The organism is Lysinibacillus sp. YS11 (assembly GCF_002896375.1).
GTDB classification, from domain to species: Bacteria; Bacillota; Bacilli; order Bacillales_A; family Planococcaceae; genus Lysinibacillus; species Lysinibacillus capsici.
In genome coordinates this window covers 3,332,503-3,355,920 of sequence record NZ_CP026007.1, presented here as the reverse complement: position 1 = coordinate 3,355,920, position 23,418 = coordinate 3,332,503, and the positions used below count along the sequence as shown (strand labels likewise).

Below are 23,418 nucleotides of genomic sequence, written 5' to 3'. Positions count from 1 at the left end.
TTATGATGGATAATTTATTGACAGTGGAAGGATTAACAGTAGATTTTAAATCTAAATCTAGTGTTCTAAACGCTGTATCTACTATTTTTTTCACTATAAAACCTAGTGAAACAATTTGTTTAGTAGGTGAATCTGGAAGTGGGAAATCAGTCACCTCGAAGGCAATCATGCGTTTAATTGAATATGAAAATGGTGTGATTACGAAAGGAACAGTGACGTTAGGCAACAGAGATATTGTCAAGCTTTCAAATCGTGAGTTGATCAATATACGAGGTAAGAAGATTGCCATGATCTTTCAGGAGCCCTCTACTGCCTTTGACCCCGTGTTTACGATTGGGCAACAATTGGTGGAGATGATGCAAAGGCATTTAAAATTATCCAAAAAGCAAGCATATGAACGAGGAGTTCAATTATTAACAAGAGTTGGATTATCAGATCCTAACGTACGTATGGAACAATTTCCTCATGAATTGTCTGGAGGCATGTTGCAACGTGCCATGATCGCTATGGCTATAAGTTGTAATCCTGATTTGATTATTGCTGATGAACCTACTACTGCACTCGATGTTACCGTTCAAGCACAAATTATTGCATTACTAAAAGAGCTGAAAGAGGAATATCACACGTCCATTTTACTGATTACACATGATTTAAGTGTAGCATCGCAGTTAGCTGATCGAATTTTTGTTATGTATGCGGGAGAAATTGTGGAGCAGGCATCCATGGAGCAGTTATTTTCTCTGCCTTATCATCCTTATACAAAGGGCTTATTACAATCCATTCCAAATGAACATCAGATCAAACATAAGAGACTGCCCTCTATAGAAGGTACAATCCCCACTCTTGCTGAGATGCCAGCTGGCTGTCGCTTTCATCCTCGCTGCACATTCGCCACTGAAAAATGTAGAGAAGAGAGACCTCCTCTAAGAAATTTTCAAGGACGAGAAAGTGCTTGTTGGCATATAAAGGAGCTAATTCAGAAACCGGAATGGTTGGTTAAAAACCATCCTGTTATAGAGGATGAGGTAGACTACAGGGAAAATCAAGAGCGTGAAGTATTGCTAGAGATAAAGTCTTTACACAAATATTATCCAATTAAACAAGCAAACAAGAAAATAAAAGCAGTGAACAACGTTTCATTTCAAATTTTTAAAGGTGAGACAGTAGGATTAGTAGGTGAATCTGGCAGTGGGAAATCTACTCTAGGCAGAACAATATTACAGCTAGAAACGCCTACTGCCGGAGATGTTCTATTTAATGGTCAATCCATCGTGCATTTAAGAAAGTCGGCTATGCGAGATAGAAGGAAACATATGCAAATGATTTTTCAAGATCCTTATGGTTCAATTGACCCTAAATGGACCATTAAGGAGATTATTGCAGAGCCGTTAAAAGTCCATCTTAAAGGAATTTCGGCTAATGAAATGGAAAATCGAATACAGCAATTATTACAAGTAGTGGGTTTAAATCCAGAGTGGAGCTCTCGTTATCCACATGAGTTTTCTGGAGGGCAACGCCAACGAATTGGTATTGCTAGAGCTATTGCGATCAATCCTAGTTTTATATTAGCAGATGAAGCAGTATCTGCATTAGATGTGTCCGTGCAAGCACAAATTATTAATTTATTGAAGGATTTACAGCAAAAGCTAGGTCTCACCTATTTATTTATTGGGCACGATTTGAATATCGTTCGTCATGTTGCAGATCGGGTGGCGGTGATGTATTTAGGTAAAATTGTAGAAATGGCACCAAGTGAGAAGCTTTTCCAAGATCCGAAACATCCGTATACAAAAGCCCTAATTGCAGCTATGCCTAAAATAAATAGTTCACATATTACAGAGCAAATTTCACTAGACGGAGAAATTCCATCACCAGCTAATCCACCGTCTGGTTGTGCATTTCGAACACGTTGCCCTTTTGCGACAGAACATTGTAGTCGAGAGGAGCCAGACTTTGTGGAAATAGCGCCAAACCATAGTGTTCAATGTCATTATGCTTTGAATTAAATCAATGACTTATAAAAAAGGAAGATGTCTATGTTTAATAAGAAACCATATAGTCTGATTATTACTGTAATAATGGTTATTCTATTAGCGCTAACAGGTTGTTCATCAAGCACCTCCAAAACAGAAGTTAGTGTGAATAAAACTACTGATTCAGAAAACAAAGAGAAAGAGCAGTCAGTGCAAGCGGGTGGCGATTTTACGTTCGCTTTATCAACAGCACCTGATACACTCGATCCTCATGCAAGTGGTATGGCAGTAGCAACACGGGTAATTAAAAGTATTTTTGAATCACTGGTCTATCAAGAAAAGGATAATACGATAAAACCATGGCTGGCTACGGAGTGGTCTGTATCAGATAACAAAAAAGAGTACACATTCTCATTACGTGAAGGGGTTAAATTCCATGATGGCACAGATTTTAATGCAGATGCCGTAAAGTATAATATTGAGCGAATTTTTGATGTCAAAACAAAGGCCTTCACATCTGCTACCTATCTGTCAGATGTTGAGTCTGTTGAGGTTGTAGATACTCATAAGATTAAATTCATTTTAAAGCAACCCTCTGCAACATTTTTAACGATCTTAGCACATTCTAATTTATCGATTGTGTCGAAGGAAGCGGCTGAAAAGGCTGGAGATAAATTTGGTTTACATCCTATTGGAACAGGTCCATTTAAATTTGTGGAGCAAGTTGAAAATGATCGGATTGTTTTAGCAAAGTTTGAAGAGTATAACGGCGGTTATCCATTTGCTAAACACGACGGTCCAGCCTATTTGGATAAACTAACGTTTAAAATTGTACCAGAGGAGGCTACTCGAGTAGGAAGTGTACAAAGCAATCAATTACAGGCGGCAGAAACGGTACCGCCACAGGATATTTTAGCGATTGAAAAGAGTGGTCAGTTAAAATTATGGGAGGTAGAGACAGCAGGCTTACCATATACACTCTTTATTAATAATACAACGGCTCCTTGGAATGATGTAAAAGCACGCCAAGCACTAAAAGCTGGAATTGATGTTGAGAGTATTGTGAACACCCTGTACCTAGGTACATATAAAAGAGCCTGGTCTGCACTTACTTCTACAACTTTAGGCTATGATGAGAGCTTAGAAGGTAAAGATGGGTTTGATGTGAAAAAATCCAATCAATTATTTGAAGAGCTGGGTTGGGAAAAAGGGAAGGATGGTATCCGAGAAAAGGATGGCAATAAATTGACATTGCGTATTTTAAATGATGCTATTAATCGTGAAAAACGCCAAGATATTAGCATTATGGTAAAAGAGCAATTAAAGGCCGTCGGTATTGATGTCATCATAGAAACAACGAGTGAGGCAAGATCAGTCTTAGCAGACGCTGCAGCCTACGATTTACGTGGGAATAGCCGTGTAGCGATCGATCCAGATGATTTACGCTTGTTTTATCATTCCAAGCAAACGACCGATAAAGGTGGCATTAATTTAGCTTGGTATCAAAACGAGGAGGTAGACCAATGGTTAGAGGCGGCAACGACTGAGCAGGATGCTGCAACACGTGAAAATTTGTATAAACAAATTCAAAATAAGCTTATTGAAGAAGTAGCGATCATTCCTATATATGTTTTTCCTTATACAGTTGCAGCTTCACTTCAGGTGCAAGATTTAGCATTTGATTCTATTGGTTATCCATTATTTTATGACGTTAATCTTACACAATAAGGAGAGGGATTATGAAATTTGTTGTTGGTAATTTGATTAATAATCTACCAAATATAAAAACTGGTCGTATATTAACAACACAGGAGGTTTTTACACATTTAATTGAGCAGGCTGTGCTAGCTGAAAATCTAGGGTTTGATGGATACGGCGTAGGAGAAAGGCACGGTACACCATTTTTATCATCATCTCCTACTGTGCTATTAAGTGCACTAGCGATGAAAACCTCAAAAATTCGACTATTAACAACCGTGACTGTGTTGAGCGTTCTTGATCCTATACGAGTTGCTGAGGATTATGCAACGCTGGATCATTTATCAAAAGGACGATTAGATGTCGTTATTGGCAAAGGGAATGACCCTAGACACTATCCTTTATTTGATGTCAAAGATGAGGATCAATGGGCAGCCTTAGCTGAAAAATATGAGCTTCTAAAACGCTTATGGAACGAAGAAAATATAAGCTGGCAAGGTAAGTTTCGTTCGAAAATTGATTCTGTAACGACTGAGCCTCGACCTTATCAGCAACAGATACGAATTTGGCATGGCAGTGCTTCAAGTGAACTATCAACAGAACTAGCAGCAAAAAATGGAGACCCTATTTTTTCCTCCAATACCTTTCATGAAATAGAAAAATATCAAGCCCTTATAGACCATTATCGCAGACGTTTAGATCATTATGGCTTTGATCCACAGCAGGCTGTCGTAGGTGCGGGTGCGAGAGGTTTATACATTGCTGATACAAATGAGGAAGCGATTGAGAAGTATCGACCTTATTATGAAGGTTTTATGAGCAGTGAAGCCTCCAAGGTGAATAATTCACCATTCAAAAACCTAAAGGACCATATTGAGCGTGGCTCCGCATTAGTTGGTAGTCCAGATGCAATTATTGAAAAAATCATCAAGTATCATCATGCTTTTAACCACCAAGTCCAAATGCTTAGTGTGGAAGGACTTGAATTGTCTGAGCAAAGTGAACAATTAGAGCGTTTTGCAACTGAAATCATGCCTGTTCTCAAAAAAGAGCTACCAAGCACGATTTGGGACAAAAACGAAGCCATCACGCTGCAATAAATACTACTATTTATCTTGGTTTACATCGATTAAAGTGAGGGATAATATGAAAAAAATTATATTTTTAAGTTTGCTATTATTAACATTGCTTCTAACAGCTTGTGCAAGCACTGAAAAGCTTGAGGGAGATACGAGTAAGAATGATACAGCACAGAGTGGCAAGGATGTTCAAAACATTATAGTTGGTACGGGAACACAGTTTCCAAACATCTGTTTTTTAGATGACAAGGGAAATTTAACTGGTTATGATGTAGAGCTTGTTCGTGCAATTGATGAGAAGCTACCAGAATATGAATTTGAATTTAAGACAATGGAATTCTCAAATTTATTACTAAGCTTAGAAACAAGAAAAATTGATTTTATTGCCCATCAAATGGAAGTCAATAGTGAGCGCGAGGAGAAATTTCTATTTAATAAAGAGCCTTATAATGTATTTCCATTAAAAGTAACCGTTAATGCAAAAAATAATGATATTCATTCGATTGATGATTTAAAAGAAAAAAATGTGAGTGTTTCTCCAACAAGTAATTCAGCAGTCTTTATTGAGAAATACAATAAGGAACACAATCTAGGTGCTAATCTCGTCTATTCATCAGGGTCAGTGGATGTAAATAATCAACTTGCGACAGGTCGTGTGGATGCTATTATTACAACACCATTTGCCGTGAAGTATTATAACGAAAACAATGAAGCACAGCAAAAGGTAGTGGGAGACGCATTATTAAATTCAAAAGTATATTTCTTATTAAATAAAGATGAGGTTACCCTACAACAACGCCTTGATGATGCTATTCGTGAATTGAAGGAGGATGGCGTTGTTAGTGAGCTAAGTAAAAAGTGGCTAGGTGATGATTATACGGTAGACTTTTAAAAAAATAGAGAGGATGAAGGAAGTATGGCAAATGACTTTGACATCGTGCTTATAGCAAAAGTACTTCCAATATTACTTCAATATTTACCAGTAACATTTGAAATTTTAGTGTTTTCTATTCTTTTTGGCATGCTGTTTGGTATAGCTATTGCTATACCAAAGCTGCTCCATATCAACGTTTTGAGGCAAATAATAACAGTCTATATTTCGTTTATTCGTGGCACACCGATATTGGTACAATTATTTCTAGTGTTTTATGGTATACCCGCGTTATTAAAGATTGTGCATATTGATGTAACCAGAATGGATGCCATGTATTTTGTCATTATTACTTACACCTTAAGTAATGCTGCTGCATTTGCAGAAATTTTTAGAGCCTCCATTTTAACGGTGGACCGAGGGCAAATAGAGGCTGCATATTCTGTTGGCTTAAACGGTAAGCAGGCTTTTGTACGGATTATATTTCCTCAGGCTCTTCGTGTTGCCTTTCCAAATATAACGAACACAATGATAAGCTCCTTAAAAGACACTTCGCTCGCATTTTCAATTGGGGTCATGGATATGGTCGGGAGAGGAGAGACGCTTATTGCCTCCACGACAAGGGCGCTAGAAATTTATTTAGCACTCTCTATTGTCTATTATGTCATTGTGCTGCTGTTAGAAAAGGTATTAAAGAGTAATGAGCGCTATCTTAATCGCTATATGCCGAAGGAAGCTGTATCTAGCTAGGAGGTAAGAGTTATGACCATAGATTTTGCATTTATTTTCGAAGCTTTTAAAGAAATTAGCAAGGTATTGCCGTTAACCTTATTTATGACAGCTACACCTGTCTTACTGGGTATTCTCATCGGTATCATTGTTGCCTTTGTTCGAATTCAGCAAACTAAATTTTTTGCACCATTATTAAATTTTTATGTGTCTTTTTTTAGAGGTACACCTATTATTATGCATATAATGCTCGTTTATTTCGGAGTACCTATTATAGTGGATGTCCTTGCGAAAGCATTAAAGCTAAATATTCAATCAAGCTCTATCCCCATATTATTTTTTGTTTTACTTGCTTTGACATTGAGCGCAGGTGCCTATGCCTCCGAAATCATTCGATCAGGAATTTTAAGTGTACCTAAGGGGCAGCTAGAGGCAGCTTATGCAATTGGTTTAACATTTTCACAGGCAATGCGTCGGTATATATTACCTCAGGCATTTAGTAAATCTATTCCTAATTTCACCAATGTTTTTATAGGCTTTTTACATGCTACATCGCTTGCTTTTTTTCTTTCAGTGAAAGAATTAACAGGTGTAGCAAATATTGTAGCCTCTATAAATTTGAAATTTTTGGAGGCATTTATCGCTGTCGGTCTTATTTATTGGGGTGTTTCAGCCATCGTTGAATGGCTCGCCCATCGCCTTGAAAAAAGAGTAACTTTCTATAATAAGGGAGGCATTTGACGAAATGCCTGTAAATTAGTTTGATAAAAAGAAAGGGGAATAAACAATGACAGTAGTGGAAATAGTGATTGAACAGTTGAAAGAGGAAGACCATGCACGTTATTTAGAAGTTCTTGTAGAGAGCTATTCACAATATGAGAAAGAATACAATAACCCTGAAGATTGGGCTTCATATTTAAGTGCTATACGTGCATCTGTAGGCAATCCTGACGCAGAAACAATTTTAGTGGCAAAGCGGGGATATGAGATTTTAGGAGGGCTTCAGCTATTTACGGATTCTGAAAAGGCTTATGGTTTGCCAGAGCTTACTATACATTCTACCATTGTTCGTTTACTTGGCGTACACCCTCAGGGAAGGGGATTAGGCATTGCGAAAAAATTATTATATGAAAGCTTTGCCTTCGCACGCGCTCGTCAGGATCAAGCTTTATATTTACATTCGGGCGATATCATGCAGGTTGCCATCAACCTTTATTTATCATTAGGCTTTATACGTGATGAATCTAAGGATTTTCGTAAAGGAGATACGCTAGTAAAAGGCTTCCGTTATGATTTGTAATAAAGAGTTAAGTTTCGTACGAATATCCCATTTAAAAGATTATTGACTCGGTATTGCCAGAACGCTTTTTCAGAGTCTGAAGTTTTGGTTTTAGATGAAGCAGATCCCCCAAATGATTTTCAAAACAATGAGCAAGGGAGCGTGAGATTACTTCTACCCTTTTCCTTAACCATGTGTTTTATCTATCGCAACAGATGTTAATGTCAGCGAAAGATGACAAAAGGAAGGATTAAGGGATATTTTGCAATATGATTAAAGGAAGAAGATACCACGTAACAGAGTGTGTCAATTGTTCTAGCAATCTTTAATAAAAAACACGATTCCGTCTTCATGACGAGATCGTGTTTTTTTGCAAGATTACATAGTGAAAATTTTCCCCGGGTTCATAATATTATGGGGATCAAGCGCTGCTTTTATGCTTTTCATGACGACTAAAGAGGTACCGTGTTCAGTGGCTTGGTATTTCATTTTGCCAATGCCAACACCATGCTCGCCCGTACATGTGCCACCTCGAAGTAATGCATATTGCACTATTTGTTCATTGAAGCGATCCGCTTTTGCCTGTTCCTCGGCGTCATTTGGATTTAACATTAAAAGTGCATGGAAATTTCCATCGCCCACGTGGCCCACAAGCCCACCTGCGAGTCCAACATGATCAAGCTGTTCTCGTGCATATAAAATGGTTTCAGCAAGCACAGAGATTGGTACACAGACATCCGTTGACATGAGCTTCTTACCAGGATAAGCATGAATATATGCATAGGCTAAAGAATGTCGTGCTTCCCAAAGCTTATTACGAGCAGCATTATCTTGCTCGAATTCGACGGATAGACAGCTGTAGTCCTCAAAAATTTCTGTAGCAAATGCGATGTCCGCATGCATACCCGCTTCGTTTCCGTGGAATTCTAAAAACAATGTTGGTTTTTCGCTAAAGGATGTATCGTTATAGACATTGGCCTGCTTCATAGAGGATTCATCGACCAATTCCACTCGACCAATTGAAATACCAGCCTGTAATAAGGCGGTAACAGCACTAACAGCATCTCCAACTGTGTCAAAAACAGCTTGCCCCGCTGTCACAAATTCAGGTATACCATACACTTTTAACGTTAACTCCGTAAAGCAGCCAAGTGTTCCTTCAGAGCCGACAAATAGACCATTTAAATGATAACCAGAAGAGGATTTCGCGGCTAAATTACCTGTATGGATGACAGAGCCATCTGCAAGGACAACCTCTAAATCACGAACCTGATCACGCATAACACCGTAACGCACAGCAGTCGTACCACTAGCATTCGTCGCAGCCATGCCACCTAGTGTTGCATCTGCACCTGGATCCACTGTGAATTGTAGACCGTGTTTTTTTAACTCCTTATTCAGTTGAGAGCGCGTGACGCCAGGCTGAACTTTTACAAGAAGGTCGTCAGGTCGAACTTCTAAAATCTTATTCATTTCAGAGAAATCAATAGAAATACCATGTGCAATAGGAATCGCGTTTCCTTCTAAGCTGGAGCCAACACCGAATGGTACAACTGGTACACGTTGTGCATGTGCAATTTTTAAGATGGCACTGACATCAGCTGTGGAACGGGGAAAGACAACGATATCAGGTAATCTCATCATATGATGAGATTCATCCTTTCCATGTAGCTGTCGTACCGTTTCGTTTGTTGACACTTGTTCTTCTAATAAAACCTGTTTGAGTTGATTGACAAGTAATTCTACTGCAACAGTCATTCCAATCCCTCCAAATTTTCTGATAAGTAAAACTTTATCACGCATTTATTGGAAATGGAATGCACAGTTCATTAAAAATCAGTTAGCAAATACTTTTTCTAGTTTTTGAACAAATTCATCTTGTTCTGATGGACTGGATTGCTTCCACCATTTTTCAAAAAACACCCCAAGCCCTGGTAGTAAATGCTCTTCTCCACGATTAATAGCATCTTCCACAATGTCTTTGAATTCTGCGGCAGATTGACCATGTACATTCGCTGTAATTGCATCTCTTATTTGAAAATTCATCTATATCGCCTCCTTAGTAGTAATTTGTCCAACTATCGTTTAAATATGTATGAAATACCAAAGAAAATAGATAATTTTTGCAATAACTTTGGAGGAATTATGACTAAATATGCCAGGCATTTTATTCTTTCTGCGCGCTGAAATGTTGAAAATGGGCATTAGCTCTCAAACAACATGACAGTCTAAGATTGTGTTACCTAGGAATATTAAACTGTGCACAGTTGACAGGAAGAGTGGTATGTCCATTCGCAACAATCACAAGCTTTCATTAACACAATCTTTTGAAGAAATTTTAGAGGCTGTGCAACCAATGATTACAGCCATTTTTACGCAGCTTCATATTTACAAGGATTTTGATTACTATCGTCATATTGCTTCTATTGCGGTATGGAGGGCATGGCTAAAAGCAGATCCAGCAAAGGGACAATTTTCTGCTTATCTTTATTCCTCGATAAAAGGTGAGATTCTAAATGAATTATCAAAGGAAAAAAACTATTCAGAGCGAATAACGGTTGTTGATGGTGAAACACTCAATTTTATTCTTAGTGATATGGAGGGATGGGACAATCAAAAAAATCCTAGCTTACTTGAAATTAAGTTGTCTCAGCTTAAGCAGATAGAAAGAGAAATATTACTACTTTATTATGTAGAAGGTTACAGTGATCAAGAAATAGCTAATGCATTAGGCTTATCCGCTGTTGCTATTAAAAAAAGAAGAGGTAGAATCATCCAGAGATTGAAACATCAACTTTCCAGGGTGGAATAAAGAACTAAAAATATCAAAAGTATGCTAATATTGAAATAAAATGAATATTAGCATACTTCACATAGGTGCATACAAATTCCGATAAAAGTGTTATGATTTGTAAGAAGTCAAAGAAATATACAATTCAAATTTAAATAATCGATATAGATAGATAAAATTTCCTAGTGAATGTTTATATAGTAGTATGGAGGGTTTGGAGTGGAGAGATGGTTTAATCAGATAGAGAAAAAAGAAATTTGGTACATGGTATTACCCTTATTACTTGTCATACCATTACTGAGCTTTAGCAATCAAATATATGGTGTTTTCCAAGGTAACATGTATCAAGATATAAAATTGGTGATACAAATATTAATCATTGTTTTTACAATGGCAATTGCGATCCAATCCTATTTAGTATTTTCACACTTATTATCCAATCAAACTTTATACATAGGAAACATGTTTTTCATTATTGCCTTATTAGAATTAGTTAGCTTGTTTTTTAGCCAATCTAGAGAATGGAACTTTATGAACGAGCCCCTACATATATTAATACGTTTATACTTAGCCATTGGATTTATACTTATTATTTTAAACCCTAAAAAGCGATTAACCATGAATCATCGGATACTGACATATGGTTGTTCGATGCTTTTCGTTCTAGGAAGCGTTTTTCTGGCTTATTATTCGCCCAAAGTATTGCCTAAAAATTGGTTAGATACGATTGATAATATGGTACACTTAATTGCTATTATTCTTCAAATTTTAACCATTGCTATTGTTAGTACATATGTAAAAAAATTACCAAAGCGTTCCATGTGGCTAATTAGCGCAGCTATTTCCCTTATTGTGAGTGATGTCTTCTTTATTGTTAGTCAAGATCAAAATGCGATATGGGATTTCTCAGCACTGATCTATCAGTTTTTAGCATTCTATTTTTTCCTAAAGGCGATTTATTATACATCTGTGGAAAAACCCTTTCAGCAGCTGTTGAAAATTAAAAAGGATCTTGAACAATCTCAAAAAGAGCTTCGATTTCAAGCTTATCATGATGATATTACATTGTTGCCAAATGAACATTTTTTACTTAAGACGTTAAAAGAAAATTTACATGAACATAAAGCGCAAAAGGCTATCATTGCCATAGAAATTGATCGCTTTGCGGCGATTCGTTCGTCCATTGGGATTAGTAACTCTAATAAAATGATGAAACTTGTTGCAGAGCGAATTCAATCGATTGTACCTCCACATTATTTTGCAACTAAACTGCGTGAAGGACAATTTGTTATTTATATTGACCATGTAAAGACGATTGAGGAACTACTACAATTTTGCTTAAATCTTAAAAGTGCCATGACAGATCCTTTACAGGTCCAATTATTTTCATTGAATGGCAGTCTAAATATTGGGATTGCTCTTTATGAGGAGCAATGGACTGGTGAAGAGCTATTAATGCATGCACAGTTAGCGATGCGAGAAGCTAGACAAATACCTCAAAGATTTCTTTTTTATAAACCATACATGTCTAAAGGTATTGCAGATCGAATATTGTTAGAGCAAGACTTACATAATGCGTTAGCCAATAATGAATTTTATTTAGACTATCAACCACAGGTCAACTTAAAAACAGGCACCATTGAATCGGTCGAAGCTTTGGTTCGCTGGCGTCATCCAACTCGGGGATTTGTTCCACCTGATGTCTTTATTCCTATTGCTGAAGAATGTGGCCTTATTATCCCGCTAGGTAAATGGATTTTAGAAAACGCATGCACTCAAGCGAAAATATGGGAGAAACAAGGCTTACCTCCGATGAAAGTGGCAGTGAATTTATCACTTGGCCAGTTATTTCAACAGGATTTAGTAGAAATGGTACAAGATATTTTACATCGTACCAATTTAGATCCGTCATTTTTACAATTAGAAATTACAGAAAGTATGACGATGAATATTGATCAAATGACACAGCTATTACATGAGTTAAAGGCATTAGGCATCCAAATTGCTGTAGATGATTTTGGAACAGGTTATTCCTCTCTATCTTATTTAAAGGAATTCCCAATTGATTGTTTAAAAATTGACCGAACATTTGTGAGAAACGTGCCACATAATCCAAATGATGAAGCACTTGTTTCCATGATTATTTCGATGGCTAAACATTTACGTTTGAAGGTTGTGGCAGAGGGCATTGAAGAAGTGGAGCAATTATCTTTTCTAATAGATGGTGGCTGTGATTATATTCAGGGCTATCTATTCAGTAAGCCAATATCCCCACAGCAAATTACGGAAACCTATAAAGATTTACATCATCGTGTGGAGGAAGTATTAACACAACTTCAATATATTGAAGATTATAGTATTTAAAAAAAGAACCTGCTTATTGCTATTGAGTAAGCAGGTTCTTGCTGTTTAGTGAACGAGATATTCTTCTTTTAATTCGGATATAGCTACTTCAGATCGCTCTTCTAAAGAACGGCGTAGGTGAACTGTCGCTGTTTTTTCATCATCGTGGAGCTGATCGATCCAGATGGAAACGCCATTATAGCTCACTTCAAATTCTAAAGGTGAGGCGACAATTTCTTGTGCACGTTGAAAATCCAACTGAAGCCCCCCTTATTTTTTCTGCTTATTCTTATTTTGCGTGACTGTGTTAATTAACTCCATAAACTCTTGAGAAAATTCCTCACTCACCTTGTTTGGTGCAATCTTTTGGTTTTTTGGCGTTTGAGGTAATGAGCCTTTATTATTGCTTTGACCTTGTTTATTGTCTCTTCCCATGTGAGTTGCTCCTTTCCTGTTGATATAAATTAATATGGCTTTGAAATGAACTTTTTATCCCGTCAGCACAGATCGCACTTCACAAGGGAAAATTCGCATAGCTCTTTGTTTATTGCGAACAATAATGAGTATTAAGATTGTTTAACAGAAAAATTATCGTTTAATAAAACCCAATTTTGAGGAAACGGGAATCCTAATGCCCAATAACTAATGCCACGTAAGTTGTAATGTTTAGTCATGTCAAATTTGGCTTGTGCACTTCTCGCATCTTCAAACCATACCTCGTGTTGCCTTCCTTGCTCATCAACATATCGATAAAAAGGAGATTGTGCCGTTGGATCATATTGGATTGTTGCCCCGTACTTGATGGCCCTATTGAGCGCTTCCTGCGGGCTAAACGTTTCGGCTTCTTGGCCTTTGACATGAGGCAAGAGCCAATCACGCGCATACAACTCAAAACCCAATAAGATTTTATCAGCTGGTATTTCAGTTAAAGCATACTCCACGACTCTTCGCATTTCATTAATCGGGGAAATAGCTTGTGGAGGGCCAAAACGATAGCCCCATTCATATGTCATTAATACAACAAAATCTGCTATTCTCCCATGTGCTTCGTAATCATGCGCTTCATATAATGTCCCAGTTTGTGAAGCACTTGTTTTAGGTGCGAGCGCTGTTGAAACTAAATAGCCTTTTGGATGAAGGGTATCCACAGCCAATTGAATAAAGGCATTGAAATTTTCGCGATCAGCAGGTAAAACATTTTCAAAATCAATATTTAATACTTGATAACCTTTATCTTGCATCACCTGTAATACATTATTCATGACCTTTTTACTTAACTCTGGACTGGACAAGACGACATGTGCTAAATTAGAGCCTTCTTCTGTAGAAGTAAAATTAGTGAGCGTTAACATTGGGATAATATGTTTAGCCTTTGCTGCCGCTATCATATTTTCATCATTAATGGGCTGTAATGTCCCATCTTCCTTCATCTTATAAGCAAAAGGACTAAAATAAGTTAGTAGATGACCAATAGCATTAATGGAGTCTACAGCTTCATCTGAAGGTTGGTAGGAATAAGCATTGACTTCAATCGTTGGTAATTTTCTTGGAATCATCAATTGTGAACCAACATAAAGCATATTGGGATTGTTTAGTTTATTTTCTATAGCAATGGCTTGAACGGTCGTACCATAGCGCTGTGCTATTTGCCATAAAGTTTCACCTGGCTGCACGATATGAACAATGGGTGGAATAATTAATTTCGTTCCTGGTGTTAATTGATTGGGATTCGTTAGATGATTTTCTAATATGATAGATTGCAAGGGAACGCTAAATTTTTGTGCGATTGACCATAACGTATCTCCTTTTTGAACGGTATAAATTGTATAAGGAGAAGGGATAACCAGTGATTGTCCGATGGCTAATTGATCAGGAGTAGTTAATGCATTTAATTGGCTAATAGATTGAACGGGTACGGCATAACGATTAGCGATTTGCCACAGTGTTTCGCCAGCACTTACCACATGGATAAGCATAGAACACCTCCAACACGTTGTTGTTATTAGTGCATCATATGTTTCAAGTGTGAAAAAGAGTATTTTAGTGTGATTCTAGAAAAAAGCTGAAATTTTAAATTCTTTATCAATGAGTTGCATAGGATAAGTATCATTGTGAGAAAGGGGCTTGATGTTGAAAAAGGCGAAGCTCACAGGAAGAATCGTCACGCCTGAAGATTCGGATTATGAACAAGCGAGAACGAATAATAATTTAAATAATCCCAAATATCCGAGTGTCATTGTGTTTTGTCAAAAAACGAAAGATGTGGTTAATGCCTTAAAATGGGCTAGAGAAAACAATGAGCCTTTCAGAATTCGAAGCGGTCGTCATAGCTATGAAAATTTTTCTTTAGTAAATAAAGGGCTTGTCATTGATGTAAGTGATATGAATGATATTTCGGTAAATCTATCAGAAATGACGGCTAGAATTGATGCTGGAGCTAATATGGGAAACGTATACCGTACATTATGGGAGCATGGTGTTACCATTCCTGCTGGTACAGAAAGTAGTGTTGGGGTGGTCGGTTTGACCCTTGGTGGTGGGATTGGGATGCTATCACGACCATTTGGATTAACTTGTGACAATCTTATTGAAATCGAAACGGTGGTAGCTAGTGAACATGAGGGTGCTCAGGTAATCAGAGCGAATAAGCAACAACATCATGATTTGTTTTGGGCAAGTCGTGGTGGAGGAGGAGGCAATTTTGGTATAGTCACTTCTTTGACATTCAAGCTTCATGCGATTAATGAGGTATCACTGTTCTCTATTACATGGGGATGGGATGACTTTGAAGTGGCCTTTGATGCATGGCAAAAATGGGCTCCCTATACAGATAAGCGTCTAACCTCACAGATTGAGCTAAAAACAAAGGAAGTAGGTGAGATAGTCGCACAAGGTGAGTTTATAGGAACAGCAGCTGAATTAAAGAAATTGCTTCGCCCTCTTAGAAATACAGGCTTGCCAACAAGTATTTGGATAAAGGAAGTGCCATATAGCAAGGCAATAGAATTTTTTGATTTACCAAGCGGTAATCAGCCTGCGTATCGAAAAAGATCAGGGTCATTTTTGGAGAGACCGTTTCCATATAAGGCGATTCAGAGGATGAAAGAATTTTTAGCCCATGCACCTAATTCAAATACAACAATATGGCAACAGTCTTTAAGAGGAGCAGTAGGTGAAATTGCTCCCCAGCATACAGCCTATTACTATCGCAATGCGATAATAGCTCAAGAATATAATACTTCCTGGAAAAAACCGAAAGAGGAAGAACAAAATATTAAGTGGGTAGAAAATTTACGTCAAGCTTTATCACCTTATACGTCTGGTGATTATGTGAATTTTCCAGATCGATATATTAAGGACTGGCATACAGCCTATTACGGACGTAATTTTAGAAGGCTTCGTGAAGTGAAAACAAAATATGATCCGTATAATGTATTTCAATTTCAGCAGAGTATCCCACCTATTAGGAAGTGGTTGTAGCTGGAGAATGGAGCAGGTGAAGCGGCACTCCTGCTCCTTTTTGATTTTCACGTTTTAGCTTGATAAATACTGTTTAAGGGGTCACAATAAAACTATTACATATATTTCTAAAAGGATTGATTGGAATGGAAAATATTGTTGTTCGTAATAATGTAACAATACTCGGACAAGGGGACCAACCGCTTATTTTTGCACATGGATTTGGCTGTGATCAAAATATGTGGCGTTTCATTACGCCTGCATTTATGGACAAATATAAGATTATATTATTCGATTATGTAGGCTCAGGTAACTCAGATATAAATGCTTATTCATCAGAAAAATATCAATCGTTACAGGGCTATGTACAAGATTTATTGGACATTATTGAAACGCTATCATTACAAAATAGTATTTTTGTAGGGCATTCCATTAGTGCCATGATAGGACTGCTCGCATCTATCCAGCACCCTGACTATTTTAAGAAATTGATTATGATTGGTCCTTCTCCCTGTTATTTAAATGATGATGGTTATCGAGGGGGATTTGAGCGAAGTGATATAGCAGAGTTACTAGACATGATGGAAATGAACTTTACAGGTTGGGCTAGCTATATGGCACCTATTGCAATGAGTAATCCTGAACAGCCAGCATTAACACAGGAATTGAAGCAAACCTTTATAGCAGCAGACCCTATCATTGCAAAGGAATTTGCTGAGGTCACATTTTTATCTGATCATCGAAGTGAATTACCAAAGGTCTCTGTTCCTTCGTTAATTATCCAATGCTCGGAAGATAGTATTGTGCCAAGTAGTGTTGGAGATTATTTGCATCAGCATCTCAAAAATAGCACGTTACAATTAATGGAAGCAAAAGGTCATTATCCACATATTAGTCACCCAAATGAAACGATACAATGTATTGCAGATTTTTTGTAGGGAAAAATGAAAGGATTTTCAACAATGGAAAAACGACTCAACAATGCACCATGTGGATTTCTTTCCATCACACATGAAGGGCTTATTTCAGAAATCAATCGAACCCTGCTAGATTGGATCGGCTATGAGCAAGAGGAATTATTACATATGCATCTAGAAATTCTTCTATCTACGCCCAATAAGATGATTTTTCACTCTTATTTTTATCCTATGATTAATCTAGAGGGGCAAGTAGAGGAATTATTCATTCATCTCAAACAGAAGGACGGAATGTCGGTTCCGTTTTTAATGAATGCCAAATTGTACAAAGAGGATTTGGTAGAGCGCATTGATTGTATTTTAGTAAAGATGAAAAAGCGCATAGATTATGAACAAGAATTACGATCAGCCAAAAAACTACTTGAGGCTGCCTATCAAGAAAAGGATCGTGCATTAGCTAATTTGGAGCAAATTCATGTAGAAATAGAACATCAGCAGGCGAAATTATTGGAAATGAATGCTGCTTTAGTAGAATTATCAATGACTGATAAACTGACCGGCTTGAAAAACAGGAGATTTTTCCAGGAACAACTCGAAAAACATTTTAATCATTTTCATGAGACAGCAGAAACTTTTTCGTTATGCATTTTAGATATCGATCATTTCAAAAAGGTCAATGATACTTATGGTCATCAAGTTGGAGACGATGTCCTCGTACAATTGGCACAACTATTACAAATACAAGTACGTCTAGAAGATATCGTCGCTCGTTATGGTGGGGAGGAGTTTATTATCATCTTACCAGAGACCGAGATACCTGTGGCAAAAGAAATCGGTGAAAAAATTAGACACACTGTGGAGCAGGATGGTTGGCCAACAGGCAGTCTTACGATCAGTATGGGAATTGCCACAGTAACTTCAGAAGATACAGAGACGACATTGATAAAAAAAGCAGATAAAGCATTGTATGGATCGAAAGAGAATGGACGAAACAAAGTCACTCATTTTCATGAGATAAAGTGAATAGCCTTTACAATTTTGCCATTAATTTTTGAATAGAAGGAAGATCTGCTGGAGCAAATGGAAGGTCAAGCAATTGGTTGCGGGGAACCCATCTTGCTTCAGCATGTTCTAGAATTTGGGGTGTGCCTTTAATAATTGAAGCTTTGTATGTTTCTAAATGAACGAAAAATTGTTCGTATTCATGGAGTGTTACAGCCACTTGTTTACCTACTTGAATCGTACAGTTAAATTCCTCAAGAATTTCTCGAGAAAGTGCCTGTTTTGGTGTTTCACCCTGCTCTATTTTACCGCCAGGGAATTCCCAATAATTTGCTAATACCATTTGGGGGTTTCTTAAAGCACAGAAAATTTCTTGTTGCTCATTTTCAATTATAGCCCCTACTACATGTATTGTTTTTTTCATTTATATACCTCACTTTGTGTCTTCGTTAGATATGTATGATTATAGCATGTTTAAGTTGTACGCCACTTGCCACCACAGGAAAATAACAGTTTTCTTACTTAGCTATGAAATTTGCTATTTCGTAGGGTATAATAGTGGTCAATATATAGGAAAAAGGCGGTAAGAGGTAGCGATGAAGAGAATTGAATCTACGCAAAATGCGTTAGTGAAATATTGGAAAAAGTTAGCGACAACAAGAAAAGAGCGTGAACGTTCGGGTGAATTCCTAGTAGAGGGCTTTCATCTTGTTGAAGAAGCATTAAAAAATAAAAACCAAGTATTACAAATTATAGTGCGTGAAGGTATCGATTTGCCAATGTTATGGCCAATCGATGATATAGCTATTGTAGAGGTATCGACTGCGGTAGCGAAGGAATTTGCGGAGACAGAAACTTCCCAAGGTGTTTTTGCTGTATGTAAACAGCCCGTCTTAGAGGATAATTTGATGACTACTTGGCGAAAAGTGTTATTAATTGATGCTGTCCAAGATCCTGGTAACATTGGAACAATGATTCGTACAGCAGATGCTGCAGGTTTAGATGCTGTAATTTTAGGAAAAGGCTGTGCCGATCTTTATAATCCTAAAACACTACGTGCTGCTCAAGGTTCGCATTTCCATATTCCGGTAGTGCGTGGAGATTTAGCAGAATGGATAGATATATTACAGGATCAAGGTGTACCAGTATTTGGTACTGCATTAGATGAGGAAGCGGTGCCGTATAGTGATATTCAGCATACGGGTGCATTTGCGATTATTATGGGGAATGAAGGAAGTGGCATTCAGCCTCAGTTATTAGCGATGACAGATCAAAATATGATCATTCCTCTTTTTGGACAGGCCGAATCATTAAACGTCGCAGTAGCAACAGGTATTGTTTTATATGGCTTTGCCAAGTAATTAATTGCTCATTGTGGGATTGAGGCAGTTGTCTCTTGATTTGCTACAGTCCATTATTGTATAATTTATTCTAAAATGTATGTTTAAATAATAAATGCTTTGACCGGGAAGTAGTAAAGATTGTGAATGGACGACAGGGAGCGTAGGCCAGAGATTGAGAGCCAACGCCGTATCAATGCAGTTTTGAATTCAGCCCGCGAGCAGCTACCGGGACCAGTGTACTGCTGTAAAGGTAAGCCGGCTTTATCAAGTCGTTATGTCAATGAAGTGATTGTAAGGCTTTGCTTTGCAATAACTAGGGTGGTACCGCGAAAATGTCCTCGTCCCTTTTTAGGGGCGAGTTTTTTTATGCCTAAAAAACAGGCATTTATTTTCTGAGGAGGTTTTAACATGGAAGAGCAATTAAAACAATTAGAGCAAGAAGCACTTGCTAAAATTGAAGCAGCTGCAAATTTAAAAGAATTGAATGAAGTACGTGTTGCGTATTTAGGAAAAAAAGGACCTATCACTGATTTACTAAAAGGGATGGGTAAATTATCAGCTGAAGAACGTCCGAAAATGGGTGCTTTAGTGAATAATGTTCGTGAAAATGTAACGGCAGTATTAGAAACAAAGATTACCGTGTTGGAAGAGGTAGCTATTGCTGAAAAATTAGCGAGTGAGTCGATTGATGTCACTTTACCAGGTCGTGAAATTAAAGTGGGGAACCGTCACCCTTTAACACGTGTCATTGAAGAAATTGAAGATTTATTTATTGGAATGGGCTATGAAATTGCTGAAGGTCCAGAAGTGGAGAAGGATTACTATAACTTTGAAGCACTAAATTTACCAAAAGGTCATCCAGCTCGTGATATGCAAGATTCGTTCTATATTTCCGAGGAAATATTATTACGTACCCATACTTCACCAGTACAGGCTCGTACGATGGAAGCCAAAAAAGGTGAATCGATTCGCATAATTTGTCCTGGTAAAGTATTCCGACGTGATAATGATGATGCAACACATTCACATCAGTTTATGCAAATTGAAGGTTTAGTCATTGGCGAAAATATTCGCATGAGTGACCTAAAAGGAACATTAGATACGCTAGCGAAAAAAATGTTTGGTGCAGACCGCGAAATTCGACTACGTCCGAGCTTCTTCCCATTTACTGAGCCATCTGTAGAGATGGATATCTCTTGTTTCAAATGTGGTGGAGCAGGCTGTAACGTATGTAAGGGCACTGGCTGGATTGAGATTCTAGGAGCAGGTATGGTGCATCCAAACGTATTAGAAATGGCTGGCTATGATCCAAAGAAAGTTTCTGGATTTGCATTTGGTATTGGTGCAGAACGTATTGCGATGTTGAAATATGGTGTTGACGATATTCGTCATTTCTATACAAGTGACACTCGCTTCTTATCACAATTCGAGCGAACAGAAGCGTAAGGGGGATAAAACATGTTAGTATCATTAGAATGGTTAAAAGATTATATCAATACGCAGGACTTAGCACCTGAGCTATTAGCAGAAAAAATTACACGCTCTGGGATCGAAGTAGATGCAGTAATTGATCGTGCTAATGCTATGGATAAAGTTGTAGTTGGTTATGTAGTTTCTAAGGAGAAACATCCAGAGGCTGATAAGTTAAATATTTGCCAAGTTGACGTTGGCGAAGCAGAGCCTCAACAAATAATTTGTGGTGCACCGAATGTTGATGCTGGTCAGAAAGTCATTGTTGCTCGTCCAGGTGCACATTTACCAGGTGGCATTAAAATCAAAAAAGCAAAACTTCGCGGTCATGAATCGAACGGAATGATTTGTTCCTTACAAGAGCTTGGAATCGAAGGAAAGCTTGTTCCTAAGGCGTATTCAGAAGGTATCTTTGTCCTACCAGCAGATGCAGAAGTAGGCACAGATGCACTGGCTATATTGGGCCTACGTGATACAGTGTTAGAACTAGGACTAACACCAAACCGCTCAGATGCCCTTTCAATGCTAGGTGTAGCGTATGAAGTAGGTGCCATTCTTTCAGAGGAAATTAAATATCCAGAAATTTCCTATCAAACTGCTAGTGAAAAAGCACAGGATTACCTGAAGCTTCATGTAGAAGATTTACAAGCAAATCCTATGTATGTAGCAAAAGTTGTGAAAAACGTAAAAATCGGTGAATCACCAATGTGGCTACAAAATCGTCTAATGGCTGCGGGAGTACGTCCACACAATAATGTCGTAGATGTAACGAACTATGTATTAATGGAATATGGTCAACCTTTACATGCTTTTGACTATGATAGTCTAGCAACGGGTGAAATCGTTGTTCGTAAAGCAACAGAAGGTGAAAAAATTACAACATTAGATGACCAAGAACGTACATTAAAAGCTTCAGATTTAGTCATTACAAATGGCAAAGAGCCAGTAGCCATTGCTGGTGTAATGGGTGGTGCTAATTCAGAGGTAACAGATTCAACAACGACTGTTGTCATTGAATCAGCCTATTTTGATGGTTTAACAGTGCGTCAAACGTCTCGTCATCTTGGCCTACGTTCAGATGCATCGGCTCGTTTCGAAAAAGGGGTAGACCCAAATCGTGTCTTACCAGCTGCTGAACGTGCTGCTGCTCTACTTGCTGAATTAGCAGGAGGCGAAGTATTAGAAGGTACATGTTTAGTAGATGAGTTAGATAAAACACCAGCGCGAGTAGTCGTTTCCCCAGATTTTATTAATGAACGTTTAGGTATGAAGATTGCATTAGAAGATATGCTTTCTATTTTAGAGCGTTTAAAATTTGGAGTAGAGGCAGCAAATGGTTTATTAATTATTGATGCACCAACACGTCGCCAAGATATTAAAATTGAAGAGGATATCGTGGAGGAAATTGCTCGTCTTTATGGTTATGATGAAATCCCAATGACATTACCAGAGGGTGCAACACAAGTAGGTAATTTATCACCTTACCAAGCAAATCGCCGTGTTGTTCGTCATTACATGGAAGGGGCTGGCCTGTATCAAGCGGTAACTTATTCGTTAACGTCGGATGCATTGTCACAACGTTTTGCTTTGAAAGCAGAGCCGGTAACTCGCTTGCTTATGCCGATGAGTGAGGAGCGTTCTACATTACGTCAAAGCCTTATTCCACATTTAATCGAAGCGGCGGCTTATAATGTTGCACGTCAAGCTGAAGGCGTGGCTTTATATGAAATTGGCTCCGTGTTCCTTGGTCAATCAGATGAGGGGCAACCATATGAGGAAGAGCATGTGGCAGCAGTACTAACTGGCAAATGGCTAGACCATGCTTGGCAAGGTGAGAAAAAAGCTGTAGATTTCTTTGTGCTAAAAGGTATCATCGAAGGTGTCATTGGCAAACTTGGCTTAGCAAATCGCATGACATTTGTGAAATCACAAGTGGATGGCTTACATCCAGGTCGTACGGCTAGCATTTTATTGGATGGCAAGCAAGTCGGCATCATTGGTGGACTTCACCCAGCAGAGCAAAAAGCATGGGGTGTAAAAGACACGTATGTAATGGAAATGAATTTAGTGGCGCTATTAAGTGCAACGGCACAAGAAGCACCACTTGCCTATACACCAGTACCTCGTTTCCCAGCTATGTCTCGCGATATCGCTCTTATAATGGACCGTACAACAACAGCGGGCGAAGTAATGGAAGCTATTGATGCAGCGGGTGTGAAACTATTAAAAGATATCCGCGTATTCGATGTTTACGAAGGGGAGAAAATGGAACCAGGTAAAAAATCGGTTGCCTTCTCACTGACATACTTTGATCCAGAACGTACTTTAACAGACGAAGAAGTAGTGGCCGCACATAACAAAGTGTTAAAAGCCATTGCTACGATTGCAGGCACAGAAGTACGCTAATATATGAAAAAAGACTGTCTTACGAGGCAGTCTTTTTTTGTTTGAGAATGGTGAAGAT

21 protein-coding genes are annotated in these 23,418 nt (G+C 38.0%); 15 read left to right on the top strand and 6 right to left on the bottom strand.

Going from position 1 to position 23,418, the window contains the following annotated elements; translation table 11 throughout:
* The first annotated feature begins 5 nt into the window (after positions 1-5).
* The 7 genes from LBYS11_RS16785 to LBYS11_RS16755 are packed head-to-tail and all read left to right on the top strand — an operon-like array spanning position 6 to position 7,650.
* On the top strand, positions 6-2,006 hold the full coding sequence (locus LBYS11_RS16785; RefSeq protein WP_103118635.1) for an ABC transporter ATP-binding protein: 2,001 nt from the start codon (positions 6-8) through the stop codon (positions 2,004-2,006).
* A 30-nt stretch (positions 2,007-2,036) separates the two neighbouring features.
* Positions 2,037-3,701 (top strand): ABC transporter substrate-binding protein, encoded by a 1,665-nt coding sequence (locus LBYS11_RS16780; protein WP_103118634.1) that lies wholly within the window; start codon positions 2,037-2,039, stop codon positions 3,699-3,701.
* A gap of 11 nt (positions 3,702-3,712) precedes the next feature.
* Complete coding sequence (locus LBYS11_RS16775) at positions 3,713-4,771, top strand: LLM class flavin-dependent oxidoreductase (protein ID WP_103118633.1); 1,059 nt, start codon at positions 3,713-3,715, stop codon at positions 4,769-4,771.
* A gap of 46 nt (positions 4,772-4,817) precedes the next feature.
* A complete protein-coding gene (locus LBYS11_RS16770) occupies positions 4,818-5,642 on the top strand; it encodes a transporter substrate-binding domain-containing protein (RefSeq protein ID WP_103118632.1) in 825 nt (274 codons plus the stop codon).
* A 24-nt stretch (positions 5,643-5,666) separates the two neighbouring features.
* Positions 5,667-6,371 (top strand): amino acid ABC transporter permease, encoded by a 705-nt coding sequence (locus tag LBYS11_RS16765; protein ID WP_103118631.1) that lies wholly within the window; start codon positions 5,667-5,669, stop codon positions 6,369-6,371.
* A 12-nt stretch (positions 6,372-6,383) separates the two neighbouring features.
* A complete protein-coding gene (locus LBYS11_RS16760; protein WP_103118630.1) occupies positions 6,384-7,091 on the top strand; it encodes an amino acid ABC transporter permease in 708 nt (235 codons plus the stop codon).
* 46 nt (positions 7,092-7,137) lie between these two features.
* Complete coding sequence (locus LBYS11_RS16755; RefSeq protein WP_103118629.1) at positions 7,138-7,650, top strand: GNAT family N-acetyltransferase; 513 nt, start codon at positions 7,138-7,140, stop codon at positions 7,648-7,650.
* 357 nt (positions 7,651-8,007) lie between these two features.
* Here LBYS11_RS16755 and LBYS11_RS16750 read toward each other — a convergent pair whose 3' ends face one another.
* A complete protein-coding gene (locus tag LBYS11_RS16750; protein WP_103118628.1) occupies positions 8,008-9,387 on the bottom strand; it encodes an FAD-binding oxidoreductase in 1,380 nt (459 codons plus the stop codon).
* 78 nt (positions 9,388-9,465) lie between these two features.
* The gene (gene sspI / locus LBYS11_RS16745) at positions 9,466-9,675 is read right to left on the bottom strand and encodes a small acid-soluble spore protein SspI (protein ID WP_004226361.1); all 210 of its coding nucleotides are present in this window, start codon (positions 9,673-9,675) and stop codon (positions 9,466-9,468) included.
* 238 nt (positions 9,676-9,913) lie between these two features.
* Here sspI and LBYS11_RS16740 point away from each other — a divergent pair, with 238 nt between their 5' ends.
* Positions 9,914-10,441 (top strand): RNA polymerase sigma factor, encoded by a 528-nt coding sequence (locus LBYS11_RS16740; RefSeq protein WP_054549971.1) that lies wholly within the window; start codon positions 9,914-9,916, stop codon positions 10,439-10,441.
* 198 nt (positions 10,442-10,639) lie between these two features.
* Complete coding sequence (locus LBYS11_RS16735; protein ID WP_233732137.1) at positions 10,640-12,784, top strand: bifunctional diguanylate cyclase/phosphodiesterase; 2,145 nt, start codon at positions 10,640-10,642, stop codon at positions 12,782-12,784.
* 45 nt (positions 12,785-12,829) lie between these two features.
* On the opposite strand, the gene LBYS11_RS16730 is transcribed toward LBYS11_RS16735, so the two are convergent.
* The 3 genes from LBYS11_RS16730 to LBYS11_RS16725 all read right to left on the bottom strand — a co-directional run bounded on the left by LBYS11_RS16730 (position 12,830) and on the right by LBYS11_RS16725 (position 14,739).
* On the bottom strand, positions 12,830-13,021 hold the full coding sequence (locus LBYS11_RS16730; RefSeq protein ID WP_004226369.1) for an H-type small acid-soluble spore protein: 192 nt from the start codon (positions 13,019-13,021) through the stop codon (positions 12,830-12,832).
* A 12-nt stretch (positions 13,022-13,033) separates the two neighbouring features.
* On the bottom strand, positions 13,034-13,198 hold the full coding sequence (locus LBYS11_RS23145) for a YfhD family protein (RefSeq protein WP_004226371.1): 165 nt from the start codon (positions 13,196-13,198) through the stop codon (positions 13,034-13,036).
* Between the two features lie 131 nt (positions 13,199-13,329).
* Positions 13,330-14,739: a glycoside hydrolase family 18 protein gene (locus LBYS11_RS16725; RefSeq protein WP_103118627.1), complete on the bottom strand. Its 1,410-nt coding sequence runs from the start codon at positions 14,737-14,739 to the stop codon at positions 13,330-13,332.
* A 154-nt stretch (positions 14,740-14,893) separates the two neighbouring features.
* On the opposite strand from LBYS11_RS16725, the gene LBYS11_RS16720 reads away from it, so the two are divergent.
* The 3 genes from LBYS11_RS16720 (at position 14,894) to LBYS11_RS16710 (ending at position 18,162) form a co-directional block, all read left to right on the top strand.
* On the top strand, positions 14,894-16,243 hold the full coding sequence (locus tag LBYS11_RS16720) for an FAD-binding oxidoreductase (protein ID WP_103118626.1): 1,350 nt from the start codon (positions 14,894-14,896) through the stop codon (positions 16,241-16,243).
* A gap of 125 nt (positions 16,244-16,368) precedes the next feature.
* A complete protein-coding gene (locus LBYS11_RS16715) occupies positions 16,369-17,160 on the top strand; it encodes an alpha/beta fold hydrolase (protein ID WP_048393651.1) in 792 nt (263 codons plus the stop codon).
* Between the two features lie 24 nt (positions 17,161-17,184).
* Entirely contained in the window at positions 17,185-18,162 is a 978-nt protein-coding gene (locus LBYS11_RS16710) for a sensor domain-containing diguanylate cyclase (RefSeq protein WP_103118625.1), read from the top strand.
* Positions 18,163-18,169: 7 nt separating this feature from the next.
* On the opposite strand, the gene LBYS11_RS16705 is transcribed toward LBYS11_RS16710, so the two are convergent.
* The gene (locus LBYS11_RS16705) at positions 18,170-18,565 is read right to left on the bottom strand and encodes a (deoxy)nucleoside triphosphate pyrophosphohydrolase (protein WP_103118624.1); all 396 of its coding nucleotides are present in this window, start codon (positions 18,563-18,565) and stop codon (positions 18,170-18,172) included.
* A 172-nt stretch (positions 18,566-18,737) separates the two neighbouring features.
* Here LBYS11_RS16705 and LBYS11_RS16700 point away from each other — a divergent pair, with 172 nt between their 5' ends.
* From LBYS11_RS16700 to pheT, 3 genes are all read left to right on the top strand, one after another.
* Complete coding sequence (locus tag LBYS11_RS16700; protein ID WP_103118623.1) at positions 18,738-19,502, top strand: TrmH family RNA methyltransferase; 765 nt, start codon at positions 18,738-18,740, stop codon at positions 19,500-19,502.
* Between the two features lie 390 nt (positions 19,503-19,892).
* On the top strand, positions 19,893-20,930 hold the full coding sequence (gene pheS / locus LBYS11_RS16695; protein WP_103118622.1) for a phenylalanine--tRNA ligase subunit alpha: 1,038 nt from the start codon (positions 19,893-19,895) through the stop codon (positions 20,928-20,930).
* A 12-nt stretch (positions 20,931-20,942) separates the two neighbouring features.
* Positions 20,943-23,360 (top strand): phenylalanine--tRNA ligase subunit beta, encoded by a 2,418-nt coding sequence (pheT, locus tag LBYS11_RS16690; RefSeq protein WP_103118621.1) that lies wholly within the window; start codon positions 20,943-20,945, stop codon positions 23,358-23,360.
* The last annotated feature ends 58 nt before the right edge of the window (positions 23,361-23,418 follow it).